This window comes from Streptomyces sp. NPDC059169 (genome assembly GCF_042755225.1).
Taxonomy (GTDB): domain Bacteria; phylum Actinomycetota; class Actinomycetes; order Streptomycetales; family Streptomycetaceae; genus Streptomyces.
Genome location: NZ_JBHZCF010000006.1, coordinates 267834 through 281202, shown reverse-complemented (window position 1 = coordinate 281202; position 13369 = coordinate 267834). Strand labels below are relative to the sequence as shown.

At 70.0% G+C, this 13369-nt stretch carries 15 protein-coding genes and 5 tRNA genes; 4 read left to right on the top strand and 16 right to left on the bottom strand.

Annotated elements, in window-relative coordinates; all coding sequences use genetic code 11:
• Nucleotides 1-59: 59 nt before the first annotated feature.
• The gene (locus ACFXOM_RS14030) at nt 60-1070 is read right to left on the bottom strand and encodes an NAD(P)H-dependent glycerol-3-phosphate dehydrogenase (protein WP_384933839.1); all 1011 of its coding nucleotides are present in this window, start codon (nt 1068-1070) and stop codon (nt 60-62) included.
• A complete protein-coding gene (locus ACFXOM_RS14025) occupies nt 1067-1819 on the bottom strand; it encodes a lysophospholipid acyltransferase family protein (RefSeq protein WP_385037989.1) in 753 nt (250 codons plus the stop codon). Before ACFXOM_RS14025 ends, ACFXOM_RS14030 begins: the two co-directional genes overlap by 4 nt.
• Nucleotides 1820-1959: 140 nt before the next feature.
• Between ACFXOM_RS14025 and cofC the strand changes: the two genes are divergently transcribed.
• Both cofC and ACFXOM_RS14015 read left to right on the top strand, forming a co-directional pair.
• The gene (gene cofC, locus ACFXOM_RS14020) at nt 1960-2622 is read left to right on the top strand and encodes a 2-phospho-L-lactate guanylyltransferase (protein WP_384933833.1); all 663 of its coding nucleotides are present in this window, start codon (nt 1960-1962) and stop codon (nt 2620-2622) included.
• A 74-nt stretch (nt 2623-2696) separates the two neighbouring features.
• Nucleotides 2697-2900 carry a hypothetical protein gene (locus ACFXOM_RS14015; protein WP_384933830.1) on the top strand — a complete coding sequence of 68 codons (204 nt, stop codon included), beginning with the start codon at nt 2697-2699 and terminating at the stop codon, nt 2898-2900.
• 215 nt (nt 2901-3115) lie between these two features.
• Here the strand turns inward: ACFXOM_RS14015 and ACFXOM_RS14010 are convergent, their stop codons facing one another.
• The 4 genes from ACFXOM_RS14010 to leuC all read right to left on the bottom strand — a co-directional run bounded on the left by ACFXOM_RS14010 (nt 3116) and on the right by leuC (nt 6287).
• Nucleotides 3116-3754, bottom strand: coding sequence for an HU family DNA-binding protein (locus ACFXOM_RS14010; protein WP_385037986.1), 639 nt, complete (start codon nt 3752-3754; stop codon nt 3116-3118).
• Between the two features lie 171 nt (nt 3755-3925).
• Nucleotides 3926-4153: a hypothetical protein gene (locus tag ACFXOM_RS14005; RefSeq protein WP_384933825.1), complete on the bottom strand. Its 228-nt coding sequence runs from the start codon at nt 4151-4153 to the stop codon at nt 3926-3928.
• Nucleotides 4154-4257: 104 nt separating this feature from the next.
• Nucleotides 4258-4851 carry a 3-isopropylmalate dehydratase small subunit gene (leuD, locus tag ACFXOM_RS14000; protein ID WP_384933822.1) on the bottom strand — a complete coding sequence of 198 codons (594 nt, stop codon included), beginning with the start codon at nt 4849-4851 and terminating at the stop codon, nt 4258-4260.
• Between the two features lie 5 nt (nt 4852-4856).
• On the bottom strand, nt 4857-6287 hold the full coding sequence (gene leuC / locus ACFXOM_RS13995) for a 3-isopropylmalate dehydratase large subunit (protein WP_384933820.1): 1431 nt from the start codon (nt 6285-6287) through the stop codon (nt 4857-4859).
• A gap of 174 nt (nt 6288-6461) precedes the next feature.
• Here leuC and ndgR point away from each other — a divergent pair, with 174 nt between their 5' ends.
• Entirely contained in the window at nt 6462-7178 is a 717-nt protein-coding gene (gene ndgR, locus ACFXOM_RS13990) for an IclR family transcriptional regulator NdgR (RefSeq protein WP_384933817.1), read from the top strand.
• A gap of 506 nt (nt 7179-7684) precedes the next feature.
• Here ndgR and ACFXOM_RS13985 read toward each other — a convergent pair.
• Nucleotides 7685-8173, bottom strand: a complete 489-nt coding sequence (locus tag ACFXOM_RS13985; protein ID WP_384946672.1) for a DUF4188 domain-containing protein — start codon at nt 8171-8173, stop codon at nt 7685-7687.
• A 79-nt stretch (nt 8174-8252) separates the two neighbouring features.
• Here ACFXOM_RS13985 and ACFXOM_RS13980 point away from each other — a divergent pair, with 79 nt between their 5' ends.
• On the top strand, nt 8253-8891 hold the full coding sequence (locus ACFXOM_RS13980) for a MerR family transcriptional regulator (RefSeq protein ID WP_384933812.1): 639 nt from the start codon (nt 8253-8255) through the stop codon (nt 8889-8891).
• Between the two features lie 56 nt (nt 8892-8947).
• Here ACFXOM_RS13980 and ACFXOM_RS13975 read toward each other — a convergent pair.
• The 9 genes from ACFXOM_RS13975 to ACFXOM_RS13935 all read right to left on the bottom strand — a co-directional run bounded on the left by ACFXOM_RS13975 (nt 8948) and on the right by ACFXOM_RS13935 (nt 13249).
• Nucleotides 8948-9020 (bottom strand) — tRNA-Glu (locus ACFXOM_RS13975).
• A 28-nt stretch (nt 9021-9048) separates the two neighbouring features.
• Nucleotides 9049-9120, bottom strand: a tRNA-Gln gene (locus tag ACFXOM_RS13970).
• A gap of 18 nt (nt 9121-9138) precedes the next feature.
• Nucleotides 9139-9214 (bottom strand) — tRNA-Glu (locus ACFXOM_RS13965).
• Nucleotides 9215-9276: 62 nt separating this feature from the next.
• A tRNA-Glu gene (locus tag ACFXOM_RS13960) sits at nt 9277-9349 on the bottom strand.
• A 21-nt stretch (nt 9350-9370) separates the two neighbouring features.
• A tRNA-Gln gene (locus tag ACFXOM_RS13955) sits at nt 9371-9442 on the bottom strand.
• 89 nt (nt 9443-9531) lie between these two features.
• Nucleotides 9532-10254 carry an HAD family hydrolase gene (locus ACFXOM_RS13950; RefSeq protein WP_384933810.1) on the bottom strand — a complete coding sequence of 241 codons (723 nt, stop codon included), beginning with the start codon at nt 10252-10254 and terminating at the stop codon, nt 9532-9534.
• A 463-nt stretch (nt 10255-10717) separates the two neighbouring features.
• Nucleotides 10718-12190 (bottom strand): glutamate--tRNA ligase, encoded by a 1473-nt coding sequence (gene gltX, locus ACFXOM_RS13945; RefSeq protein ID WP_384933808.1) that lies wholly within the window; start codon nt 12188-12190, stop codon nt 10718-10720.
• On the bottom strand, nt 12183-12977 hold the full coding sequence (locus ACFXOM_RS13940; RefSeq protein WP_384933807.1) for a fumarylacetoacetate hydrolase family protein: 795 nt from the start codon (nt 12975-12977) through the stop codon (nt 12183-12185). Before ACFXOM_RS13940 ends, gltX begins: the two co-directional genes overlap by 8 nt.
• Before the next feature lie 95 nt (nt 12978-13072).
• A complete protein-coding gene (locus ACFXOM_RS13935) occupies nt 13073-13249 on the bottom strand; it encodes a hypothetical protein (RefSeq protein WP_384933805.1) in 177 nt (58 codons plus the stop codon).
• Nucleotides 13250-13369 lie beyond the last annotated feature (120 nt).

The window sequence follows — 13369 nt, the reverse complement described above, 5'->3', positions numbered from 1 at the left end:
ACCCTGCGCCCTCGCCGCGGCGGCAGGCCCGCGCCGCCGGCCCGCCTGGGCGGCGTACGTCAGTGGCGCTCGGGCTTGGCGCTGCGCGACATCAGTTCCTTGAGCGCGACGACCGGCGGCTTGCCCTCGTGGACGATCGACACGACCGTCTCGGTGATGGGCATGTCGACCCCGTGCCGCCGGGCCAGATCCAACACCGACTCGCAGGACTTGACGCCTTCGGCGGTCTGCTTGGTGGCGGCGATGGTCTCCTGGAGCGTCATGCCCCGGCCGAGGTTGGTGCCGAAGGTGTGGTTCCGGGAGAGCGGCGAGGAACAGGTCGCCACGAGGTCACCGAGCCCGGCGAGCCCGGCAAAGGTCATCGGGTCGGCGCCCATCGCGAGGCCCAGCCTGGTCGTCTCGGCGAGGCCACGCGTGATCAGGGTGGCCTTCGAGTTGTCCCCGAGCCCCATGCCGTCCGCGATGCCGACGGCGAGGCCGATGACGTTCTTGACCGCTCCACCGAGTTCACAGCCGACGACGTCGGTGTTGGTGTACGCCCGGAAGTACGGGGTCATACAGGCGGACTGGAGGCGCTGGGCGACCGTCTCGTCCGAGCAGGCCACGACGGCGGCGGCCGGCTGGCGGTCGGCGATCTCCCGGGCCAGGTTGGGCCCCGTCAGCACGGCCACCCGCTGCGCCGGCACCTTGGCAACCTCTTCGATGACCTCGCTCATGCGCTTGGCCGTGCCCAGTTCGACGCCCTTCATCAGGGAGACCAGGACGGTGTCGGGCGCCAGTTGCGGCGCCCACTCCGTGAGGTTGGTGCGCAGGGTCTGGGAGGGCACGACGAGGACGGTGAAGTCGGCATCGCGGGCCGCCTCGGCGGCGTCCGTGGTGGCCCGCACCGCTTCGGGGAGCGTCACTCCTGGAAGGTAGTCGGGGTTCGTCCGGGTGGCGTTGATGGCGTCGACCGGCTCGGCGCGGCGCCCCCAGAGGGCAACCTCGCACCCGGCGTCGGCGAGGATCATCGAGAAGGCCGTGCCCCAGGATCCGGTGCCGAACACCGCGGCCTTGACGGGACGAGTCACTTCGTTCCCTCCCCAGCGGCCTTGCGTCGCTGTTCGGCCCTCGCCAGACGGTGGTCGTAGGGTTCGGTCGGCGCCTTCTCGCCCCGTACCTCCTCCAGCAACCCCGTGATCGCGGCCATGATGGCCTCCGTGGCCTCGCGCAACACTTCGGGGGTGGGCTCCAGACCGTGGAAGCGGGAGAGGTCGACCGGTGGTCCCGCCTGCACGATCAGTGTCTTGCGCGGGAACAGGCGGAGCTTGTTCTCCTTGGCGTACGGCGGCATGGCCAGATTGGCGCCCCACTGGGCGACCGGGACGACGGGGGCCTTGGTGAGGAGAGCGACACGGGCTGCACCGGTCTTGCCCGCCATCGGCCACAGCTCGGGGTCACGGGTCAGGGTGCCTTCGGGATAGAAGGCGACGCACTCACCGCGCTCGATGGCGTCGACGGCGGCGCGGAACGCGTCCAAGGCGTTCGTCGTCTCGCGGAAGACGGGGATCTGCCCCGTGCCGCGCAGTATGGTGCCCACGAAAGAGCCCTTGAAGAGGGCGGCCTTCGCGAGGAAACGCGGGACGCGTCCGGTGTTGTACTGGTAGTGGGCGTAGGAGAGCGGGTCCAGGTAGGAGTTGTGGTTCACCGCGGTGATGAACCCTCCCTCGGCCGGAATGTGCTCCATTCCCCGCCAATCCCGCTTGAACAGAACCACCAGCGGCGGTTTCGCGATGACCGCCGCAAGGCGGTACCAGAAGCCGATTCTGCGGCGGGACACTCGGGACACCCTTCTCTTGTGACCGGGCTGACGCCTGGCTGCTGGGGGTCAAGTCTCGCCCCAGGCCCCCGGCCTGTCGAGAACACCGTACGCCCCGCCCACGCGAAGGGGCCGCCTGGCCACCGGGCGCGCAGGTGACAATGGGCTCCGTGCACTGGTCACTGGTGGTCCCCCTGAAGCCCCTCGCACTGGCCAAGAGCAGGCTCGCGGCGACCTCGGGCGGGGTGATGCGCCCACAATTCGCACTTGCCTTCGCTCTGGACACGGTGGCTGCGGCGCTCGCCTGTGCCGCGGTACGGGATGTGGCGGTCGTCACTGACGATCCGCTGGCATCGGCGGAGCTGGCCGGAGTGGGTGCGCGGGTCGTACCGGACTCACCGGGCGCGGGCCTCAACGCCGCGCTCGCCCACGGGGCGAACACCGTGCGTGCCGTGCGCCCGGAGGCCGCCGTGGCCGCACTCAACGCGGACCTTCCGGCGCTCCGGCCTGCGGAATTGGCACGCGTGCTCGCATCGGCGGCGCAATTCCCGCGCGCTTTCCTCGCAGACGCGTCCGGAATTGGCACGACATTCCTGGCCGCCGCACCCGGCGTGGAATTGCTGCCGGCTTTCGGGGGCCGCTCGCGGGACCGGCATTTGCTCTCGGGGGCCGTGGAAATCGAATTGGAAGGCGTCGAGTCGCTGCGCAGGGACGTGGACACCGGGGACGACCTACGCGCCGCGTTGGCGCTGGGCGTCGGGCCGCGGACGGCCGCTCGATGCGCGACGGCGGCGGTTTCGCTACCGTCACCGGGCGTCGCCTAGCGTCCGCCCCGCCGGCCCCTGACGGGCGCGGGGCCTCGCGGAACACCGCGGCCGCCGCCGGATACCCTCGGGGCATGCAGGCGACCGCGTACACGTACGACCCCCAGACACGCAGCGGGAGTGTGCTGCTCGACGACGGCACCCCGGTGGACTTCGACGGCGCGGCGTTCGACGCCGGCGGTCTGCGGATGCTGCGACCCGGACAGCGGGTCCGCATCGAGACCGAGGGCGAGGGGGAGGCCCTACGGATCACCCTGGTGACGCTGCAGACGCTGTGAGCCGACACGGTCCCGGCAGGCCGCACGCGTGCCGCCACGGAATTCTCGGCGCGCCGCCGGTCCCCGCGGGACCGGACGGTGGGTCACCGGAGGCGGGTTCCGGGCCCGCCGGAGCGCGCTGACGCGCGGCGTCCGGTGGACGTGAAACGCCGCGGGCCGGGCTCCCCTCGGGGAGTCCGGCCCGTCGCGTGAGTGGCCCTGGTGTGCCGCGCCGCTTACTTGCCGCGCGCGGTGGTCTTCTTGGCAGCGGTCTTGCGTGCCGTGGCCTTCTTGGCCGGAGCCTTCTTGGCCGTCGCCTTCTTGGCGGGTGCGGTCTTCTTGGCCGTCGCCTTCTTCGCCGCCGCCTTCTTGGCGGTGGTCGCCTTCTTGGCCGCCGCGGCCTTCTTGGCCGGAGCCTTCTTCGCGGCGGCCTTCTTGGCTACCGCCTTCTTCGCCACGGCCTTCTTCGCCGTCGCCTTCTTCGCCGCCGCCTTCTTGGCGGTCGCCTTCTTCGCGGCGGCCTTCTTCGCCGCGGCGCCGACCTGCAGGCTGCCCTTCGGGGCCTTCTTGACGGAGACTTCGCCTCCCCTGGGGAGCTTCTTCGTACCGCTCACCAGGTCCTTGAAGCCCTGACCCGCACGGAAGCGGGGAACCGAGGTCTTCTTGACCCGTACGCGCTCACCCGTCTGAGGGTTCCGGGCGTAGCGGGCCGGGCGGTCCACCTTCTCGAACGAGCCGAAGCCGGTGACCGAAACCCGGTCGCCGCCGACAACCGCGCGGACGATCGCGTCGAGTACCGCGTCGACAGCATCGGCGGCCTGCTGTCGGCCGCCCATCTTGTCGGCAATCGCTTCTACGAGCTGCGCCTTGTTCACGTCTTCCCCTTCGGAGACATCGCCGGAACGAAAGTGTTCAAGCTTTTTCGCACGTTAGGCAGATATATACCGCAAATCAAACACGAAACGGGCTAATCACCCTAGTGCCGCAACGAAGTCGACCGTCGCAGCCACGCGGCCGAGCCGCATATCGATCCAGCCGCCGGGTGATCAGTCACCTGAGGGGAAACGACCTTCGTCGAGGTCGTTCATCAACCGGTCCAGACGCCTTGCGGCGCCTGCGAGATCGTGCTTCGCCGCGGCCGTGACGGCCAGCAGCTTCCGGGACAGCGCCATCCTTACGCCCTCCGGGACTTGCAGTTCACGCACCCTTGCGTGCGCTTCTTTCAGCCGGGCCGCGACGACCTCGTAGAGCTCGAGTTGGCTGTCGCGTTCCATGCACCGATTGTGCCATCTGGGGCGAGTTGTCGCCCGACAGGGTCTCAACAAGCGGCTGCGCCCCCCACCGGGAGGCGGGGGGCGCAGTACGGGAAAAGCGCTGCTCAGACCTCAATCGTCCGAGGTTTGAAGGCCGGGCGGGAAGCCTCGTAGGCCGCGATGTCGGCTTCGTTCTGAAGGGTGAGACTGATGTCGTCGAGCCCGTTCAGCAGCCGCCAGCGGGCGTTGTCGTCCAGCTCGAAGTCGGCGGTGACACCGGCCGCGCGAACCTGGCGCTGCTCCAAGTCCACCGTGATTTCGGCGTTCGGGTCCGCCTCGGTCAGCGCCCACAGCCGGTCCACCGTCTCCTGCGGCAGAACCACGGTCAGCAGGCCGTTCTTCAGCGAGTTACCGCGGAAGATGTCCGCGAACCGGGCAGAGATGACCGCCTTGAAACCGTAGTTCTGGAGCGCCCAGACGGCGTGCTCGCGGGAGGAACCGGTGCCGAAGTCGGGACCCGCGACGAGGACCGTCGCACCCTGCCGCGCGGGCTGGTTGAGGACGAAGTCATCGCTCTTGCGCCAGGCCTCGAACAGTCCGTCCTCGAACCCGTCGCGGGTGACCTTCTTCAGCCAGTGCGCCGGGATGATCTGGTCGGTGTCGACGTTGCTGCGGCGCAGCGGAACGGCCCGGCCGGTGTGCGTGGTGAAAGCTTCCATGGTGTTCAGACTCCCGCGGGCGTGGCTGCGGTCAGGTCGGTCAGGTCGGCGGGTGAAGCCAGGTGGCCGAGGACCGCCGTAGCGGCCGCGACCTGCGGGGAGACCAGATGAGTGCGTCCGCCCTTGCCCTGCCGGCCCTCGAAGTTGCGGTTCGAGGTGGAGGCGGAGCGCTCACCGGGGGCCAGCTGGTCGGGGTTCATCCCCAGGCACATCGAACAGCCCGCGTGCCGCCATTCGGCGCCGGACTCCTTGAAGACCTTGTCCAAACCCTCCTCGACGGCCTGCAGCGCCACCCGCACCGAGCCGGGGACGACCAGCATCCGTACGCCGTCGGCGACTTTGCGGCCGTCGAGCACGGCAGCGGCGGAGCGCAGGTCCTCGATGCGGCCGTTGGTGCAGGAGCCTACGAAGACGGTGTCGACCTTGATGTCGCGCAGTTGCTGGCCCGCGGTCAACCCCATGTACTCCAGGGCCTTTTCGGCGGCGTGTCGCTCCGAAGCGTCCTCGTACGAAGCCGGGTCGGGGACGCTCGCCGACAGGGGCGCGCCCTGGCCGGGGTTGGTGCCCCACGTGACGAACGGGGAGAGTTCGGCCGCGTCGATGAACACCTCCGCGTCGAAGACGGCGTCGTCGTCGGTGCGCAGGGTCTTCCAGTACGCGACGGCAGCGTCCCAGTCCGCGCCCTCCGGGGCGTGGTCGCGCCCCTGCAGGTAGTCGAACGTCGTCCGGTCCGGGGCGATCATGCCCGCTCGGGCACCGGCCTCGATCGACATGTTGCAGATGGTCATGCGGGCTTCCATCGAGAGAGCCTCGATGGCCGAGCCGCGGTACTCCAGGACGTAGCCCTGACCGCCGCCGGTACCGATCTTCGCGATGATGGCCAGGATGAGGTCCTTGGCCGCAACGCCGTCGGGCAGCTCGCCCTCGACGGTGATCGCCATGGTCTTGGGGCGGGCCATCGGCAGCGTCTGGGTGGCCAGCACGTGCTCGACCTGTGAGGTGCCGATGCCGAACGCCAACGCGCCGAACGCGCCGTGGGTGGAGGTGTGCGAGTCACCGCAGACCACGGTGGTGCCGGGCTGGGTCAGCCCCAGCTGGGGGCCCACCACGTGCACCACGCCCTGCTCGACGTCACCCAGCGGGTGCAGCCGGACCCCGAACTCCGCGCAGTTCTTGCGCAGCGTCTCCAGCTGCGCGCGGGAGACCGGGTCGGCGATCGGCTTGTCGATGTCGAGCGTCGGGGTGTTGTGGTCCTCGGTCGCGATGGTGAGGTCGAGCCGCCGCACCCGGCGGTCGCTGAGCCGCAATCCGTCGAACGCCTGCGGACTGGTCACCTCGTGCAGGAGGTGCAGATCGATGAAGAGGAGGTCGGGCTCGCCCTCGGCGCGCCGGACGACGTGATCGTCCCAGACCTTCTCCGCGAGTGTCCTACCCATCGCTTTCCCTCCGGCCCGGCAGCACCGCCGGACCCCACTAGAGATCAATTGCGCCGTCGTCCGCATGCCGGACGGGCTGGGAGCGCCTGACCGTGTGCGGTCGCACACCCAGGTTCGCAACTTCTCGGAGAATGTGAACTTGCGTTTCACAGAGTGAGACGCGAGTATCGTTGCATGGACAACAGTAGTGGCGTCGGCGTACTCGACAAGGCAGCTCTGGTGCTGAGCGCTCTGGAGTCCGGTCCGGCCACCCTCGCCGGGCTGGTCGCGGCCACGGGGCTCGCGCGACCCACGGCGCATCGCCTCGCCGTGGCCCTGGAGCACCACAGGATGGTGGCGAGGGACATGCAGGGTCGGTTCATCCTCGGCCCGCGGCTCTCCGAGCTGGCCGCGGCGGCCGGCGAGGACCGTCTGCTGGCCACCGCCGGCCCGGTCCTGACCCACCTCCGCGACGTGACGGGCGAGAGCGCGCAGCTGTATCGCCGGCAGGGAGACATGCGCATCTGCGTGGCGGCGGCCGAGCGGCTGTCCGGGCTCCGGGACACGGTCCCCGTCGGCTCCACGCTCACGATGAAGGCCGGCTCGTCCGCCCAGATCCTGATGGCCTGGGAAGAGCCGGAGAGGCTGCACCGGGGCCTGCAGGGCGCCCGCTTCACGGCGACGGCCCTGTCGGGCGTGCGCCGCAGGGGCTGGGCCCAGTCGATCGGCGAGCGAGAGCCGGGTGTCGCATCCGTCTCCGCACCCGTCCGCGGACCTTCCAACCGCGTCGTGGCGGCGGTCTCGGTCTCGGGCCCGATCGAGCGGCTGACCCGGCATCCGGGCAGGATGCACGCCCAGGCGGTCATCGACGCGGCCGCCCGCCTCTCCGACGCGCTCCGGCGCGCGGGCTGACACGCCCACCGGTCCGTCCGGGAGCCGGGTCCCGGACGACACCCGGAAGGACCGCGGACACCGGGGGGCCGGCAACGCCGAGCTGACGGCGGAGGCGCCCGGCGGTCTACCGCACCAGGGGCGTACGGTGCACCACGGTCGGCGACGACGTGCCGGACGGCCGTTGCCCGAGCACCGGGCGGGGGCCCACGGCCACTCCTGGGCACGCGTTCCCCCCGGAACGGTGACCCGTCGCCCTCCCGGGACCGACGGGCAAGAAGGACTGCCGTGAGCCTCCGCCCGTCGAGCACGCGACTCCCCTTGCACCGCGTCCGCCCCGGCGCGGAGCCCGCACGCGGACGCCCCTCCGTACCGGACATCCCGGGGACCGTCGGCGCGAAGACCCCCGCCGGGGAGGCGTCCGCTCCACCGGCACGCGCCCGACCGGCCCGCGCGTCAACGGTGGCGGGGGCAGGTGCATGCGCGCGGGCGAGCCTCCCGGTCCGGGAGACCCGCCCGCCGGAGGCTCAGGCGGTCCCGCCGAGACGCTCCGCGGCACGGTCGCCCCGGCGGCCGACGGGGACGACGCCCGTCGCCGCGCCCAGTCCGAACTCGGGCATGTTCACGTAGATGGACTCGTGCGCCCCGGCCGGAACGACGTAGGTCTCGTGCCAGAAGCCGACTTTGTCCCGCCCCTCACGCATCCGGCGGTTGAACGCGGCCCAGGCGGGGCGGTGCTCCTTGCCCTGGGCGGACGCGTAGGCGAGCAGCTTCTCCGGTGATTCCCAGTACTGGACGGTGTAGACCACCCGCGGCCCTCCCCACAGCAGGCGGTACCCCAGGAGGCCGCTGTCCGCCTCCTTCGACAGTTCCTTCAGCATCCGCGGCATGGCGGCGAACGTCGGCCACCAACTCCGCACCGCACGGAAGCTGTTGATCCGCATGCCGATGAGAAAGACGGTCACTCCCTCCTGCGACCGGGCTGTCATGCGTCCCTGGATCGGCTCACTGCCCATGAGATCCCCCTTGCCGAATGTTGGATAGTGGAACTATCTATAGTTAGATAGTGACACTCCCCAAGGAAGGGCGCAAGTGATGAAGCTGGCGGAATTGAGTGATCGCAGCGGCGTGGCCACCGCCACGATCAAGTACTACCTGCGAGAGCGCCTCCTGCCGCCCGGCCACCGGATCAGCGCGACCCAGGCCGAGTACGACGAGGAGCACCTGCGCCGCCTCCGGCTGGTCCGCGCGCTGATCCAGGTCGGACGGATACCCGTGGCAACCGCACGCGAGGTCCTCGCGGCGATCGGCGACGAGACGCGCGACCACCACATGCGGCTCGGCGCCGCCGTCTGGGCCCTCCCCCACGGCCGGCAGACGGACGAGGGGGATGCCGCCGGGGCGGCGGCCGGCCACACGGTGGACGCCCTACTCCAGCGACTCGGCTGGGACTTCTGCCGGGAAACCGGGTCCGAAGCCCCGCCGTACCGGACGCTGGTGTCCGCCGTCGCGACCATCATCCGGCTCGGGTACCCGTGCGATGTGGAGCAGTTGCTTCCCTATGCCCGCAGCGCGGCCGAACTGGCGGTCAGTGACCTGGACTTGGTGGAGCGGTACACGGCGGGGGAAGAACAAGTGGAGGCGGCGGTCGCCTTCACCGTGCTGTACGAGCCCGCACTGCTGAGCCTGCGCAGACTGGCCCAGGCCGAGGAGTCCAACCGCCGCTTCGGTTGAGGAGCGGCAGGGAAACGGTGAGGCCCTCCCCTACTGGGGAGGGCCTCACCCTCATGTACCCCCGACCGGATTCGAACCGGCGCTACCGCCTTGAGAGGGCGGCGTGCTAGGCCGCTACACAACGGGGGCAAGATCATGATCCATCGGAACGGATCCGCTGGCCTACCTGGACTCGAACCAAGACTAACTGAACCAGAATCAGTCGTGCTGCCAATTACACCATAGGCCACTGGTGGTTTAGACCAGTTGGTACCCCCGACCGGATTCGAACCGGCGCTACCGCCTTGAGAGGGCGGCGTGCTAGGCCGCTACACAACGGGGGCCCTAGCGATCCTGCATCGGGGCCACCAGGGAGCGACCCTGGTGATCCCGCGGGAAGGATCTGTACCCCCGACCGGATTCGAACCGGCGCTACTGCCTTGAGAGGGCAGCGTGCTAGGCCGCTACACAACGGGGGCTTTGCAGATGAGCTCTGCGAGCTGGCCTACCTGGACTCGAACCAAGACTAACTGAACCAGAATCAGTCGTGCTGCCAATTACACCATAGGCCACCAAAACTCAACCCCCGGCGGGGGTTTTGTTCGGGTTTGCGCTGTCGGTTTCGGGCTTTCGGCCCGCTCCCCTTGGCGCAGGAAGAACATTACCCGAAGGTGGACGGCGCTCCAAAACGGGTATCCCGCCGCAGCAGGCCCGGGAGCTCCGTGAGACCGGCGATCCGGATCAGTTCGGGTCTCCCGCCCAGTCCGTCGCGATCCAGCCAGATGCCGGTCAACCCGGCCGCCGCGGCTCCGCCTGCGTCCACGTCGGGCTGGTCCCCGACGTACGCGACCTCGTGCGGCGGCAGCCGGAGCTCCTCGCACGCCGCGTGGAAGGCGGCCGCCTCGGGCTTGGCGACCCCCAGCTCGGCCGCGCAGACGACCGTCTCGAAGCGGTCCCGTACACCCAGCACGGTCAGCTTGCGCTGTTGGTTGTGGATCGACGAGTTCGACAGCACGCCGTGCCGGAAGTCCGCCGCCAGCAGATCGAGTACGGGCAGGGCGTCGGGGAAGAGCTCCCAGGCCGCCTCGTAGTGGGCGAGGTACCGACCGAACCACGCGTCGGCCTCGTCGTCGCCGAGGTCCGGCGCCCCGAGGAAGTCCCGGACCCGGTCGCGGCGCTGGGCCTCGAAGGACACGCCGCCCGCTTCGAAGCGCCGCCAGTGCAGGCGGGTGAGCTCCTTCCACCGCACCAGGGCTTCGTCGGCGGAGGTCCCGTCCTCGCCCAGCCCTTCGGCGAGCAGGTGCTGCTCCATGCCGGTGCGGTCGGCCCGGGCGTAGTCGAAGATCGTGTCGTCGATGTCCCAAAGGACGGCGCGGATCGGCATGGTCCGAGGCTACGCCAGGGGCGGGAGCGCCTCCTCGGGGCGGCGGAGGAGTCGGTGACGAAGTAGGTGACCGCGCCCACGGCACCGCGCCCCACGCTCCAGCCGGCCACGGGCGCGACCCGGCGTGCCCGGTGGCCGGCCACGGCGCACTCCACGCGGTGTCGGCCCGGCGGGGCCTCCTCGGTGGAGGGTCGGGCACCGCCCCGGCCGGGGCCGACGAACGGGTGGCAAGCCACGACACGAGCCGAAGGCAGCCACAGCCGGTCGCCGAGTGGGGCGAGCGTGCCGGTGAGCCCCGACTCGTCACGGAAGGTGGTCCCGACAGTGGTGAGCGGGCGTCGTCGTGAACGGACACCGACTGCGGCCCCCTGACGGGCGAGGGACGCCGTCCGCACCGTGGCCCGGCCCACCGAATCGCACGGGGGCGGTGGCCGGTCCGGCCGCCGCCCCCGAACCACCGGCCTCAGGCCGTGAGCTTCGCCAGCGCGGCGTCGATACGGGCGAGGGTGCGCTCCTCCCCCAGGATCTGCAACGACTCGAAGAGCGGCAGGCCGACCGTGCGGCCGGTGACCGCTACCCGGACCGGAGCCTGGGCCTTGCCCAGCTTGAGGCCGTGCTCCTCGCCGGCCGCCAGGACGGCGTTCTTCAGGGACTCCGGGCTGGACCAGTCGGCGGCCTGGAGCTTCTCGCGCGCGGTGCGCAGCAGCGCGTCGGAGCCCTCCTTCATCGCCTTCTGCCAGGACGCCTCGTCCTCGACCGGCTCCTCGCGGAAGAGGAAGTCCACGTTGGCGGTGATGTCGGAGAGCACGGTCAGCCGCGTCTGGGCGTGGGGGGCGATGGCCTCCCAGGCGGCCCGGTCGAAGCCCTCGGGCGCCCAGTTGGCGTGCGGGGCCGTCAGCCAGGGCTCGCAGGCGGCGGCGAAGGCCTTCACGTCCAGCTGGCGGATGTGGTCCGCGTTGATCGCCTCGGCCTTCTTCAGGTCGAAGCGCGCCGGGTTGGAGTTGACGTCCGCGATGTCGAACTTCTCGATCATCTGCGGGATCGTGAACACGTCCTGGTCCGCGGAGAAGGACCAGCCGAGCAGGGACAGGTAGTTGAGCAGCCCCTCGGGGAGGAAGCCACGCTCCCGGTAGAGGTTGAGGGAGGCCTGCGGGTCGCGCTTGGAGAGCTTCTTGTTGCCCTCGCCCATCACGTAGGGGAGGTGCCCGAAGGCCGGGATCTCCTTGGCGACGCCGAGCTCGATCAGCGCCTTGTAGAGGGCGATCTGGCGAGGGGTGGAGGACAGCAGGTCCTCGCCCCGCAGCACGTGCGTGATCTCCATGAGCGCGTCGTCGACGGGGTTGACGAGCGTGTACAGGGGAGCACCGCTGGCCCGGACGATGCCGTAGTCCGGCACGTTCTCCGGGGTGAAGGTCAGTTCGCCGCGCACGAGGTCGGTGAAGGTGATCGGCTCGTCCGGCATCCGGAAGCGGACGATCGCCTCGCGGCCCTCGCGCTCGTAGGCGGCCTTCTGCTCGGCGGTCAGATCGCGGCAGTGGCCGTCGTACCCGGACGGGCGACCGGCGGCACGCGCGGCCTCGCGGCGCTCGTCCAACTCGGTGACCGAGCAGTAGCAGTGGTAGGCGTGGCCGCCGGCGAGGAGCTTTGCCGCGACGTCCTTGTAGAGGTCCATGCGCTGCGACTGCCGGTACGGGGCGTGGGGTCCGCCGATCTCGGGGCCCTCGTCCCAGTCGAGGCCGAGCCAGCGCATCGATTCGAGCAGCTGCTCGTACGACTCCTCCGAGTCCCGGGCCGCGTCGGTGTCCTCGATGCGGAAGACCATGGTGCCCTGGTGGTGACGGGCGAAGGCCCAGTTGAACAGGGCAGTGCGGACCAGGCCCACATGGGGGTTGCCGGTCGGCGAGGGACAGAAACGTACGCGGATCGCGTTAGCCACGCTTGATCACCTTGTTGGTGAGAGTGCCGATGCCTTCGATGGTGACGGCGACCTCGTCGCCGACGTTGAGGGGGCCGACCCCGGCCGGGGTGCCGGTGAGGATGACGTCTCCGGGGAGCAGCGTCATGGCCTCGGTGATGTGGACGACCAGGTCCTCGATGGAGCGGATCATGTCGCTCGTCCGACCCAGCTGGCGCTGTTCGCCGTTGACCGTGCACTGGATCGTGAGGTCTTCCGCAGCCGTCAGGTCGAGGCCGGTCTCCACCCAGGGGCCGAGCGGGCAGGAGGTGTCGAACCCCTTGGCGCGCGCCCACTGCTTCTCGCGCTTCTGGACGTCGCGTGCGGTGACGTCGTTGGCGCAGGTGTACCCGAAGATCACGTCCTTGACGCGGTCACGGGGGACCTGACGGCACATGCGGCCGATGACGACGGCGAGCTCCGCCTCGTGGTGCAGCTCGTCGGAGAAGGTGGGGTACTCGATGGCATCGCCCGGACCGATCACCGAGGTGGTCGGCTTGAAGAAGGCGACCGGGACGTCGGGGACCTCGTTGCCGAGCTCCGCCGCGTGCTCCGCGTAGTTGCGGCCGATGGCCACGACCTTGTTGGGGAGGACGGGCGGCAGCAGCCGGACTTTGCTCAGCGGGACCTTCGTACCCGAGAGTTCGAAGTCCGTGTAGGGAATGCCCTTGATGATGTCGAGGACGAGACCGGCGGGGTCGCCGGTTCCTTCGCCCTCGACCGCGCCGAAGGCGACATTGCCGTCGATGGAGAATCTGGCGATGCGCACGGGATGCCTGTGCCCCCTGGTTCCGCTGGCTGGAGTCTGACGCTCCAGGCTAACGCGGCACGACCCCCCTGCCCCGCGTATGACGGCGACGCCGGCTACGGCGCCGCGGGAGCGTCCATCAGGGTCGTGCGGCGGGGGTTGGCCGTGACCGAGGGAAGGAGGGGCGACTGCTCCGGCTGGGCCTCCGGCTGCAGCTCGCCGGCGTCACTCAGGTGCGCCAGCGTGGTGCGCTGGGGGTTGGCTATGTTGCGGAACATCATCGTCGTCTTCATCGCTCGCCTAGTCAGAGTGCCGTGGTTTGTAAAGCGTCAGGCTAAACATCCGATTGCCTGCGAAAGTGCGGAAGACTCAACGATCTACGTGTGAGTTTGCTCACCAATCAACACGCAATT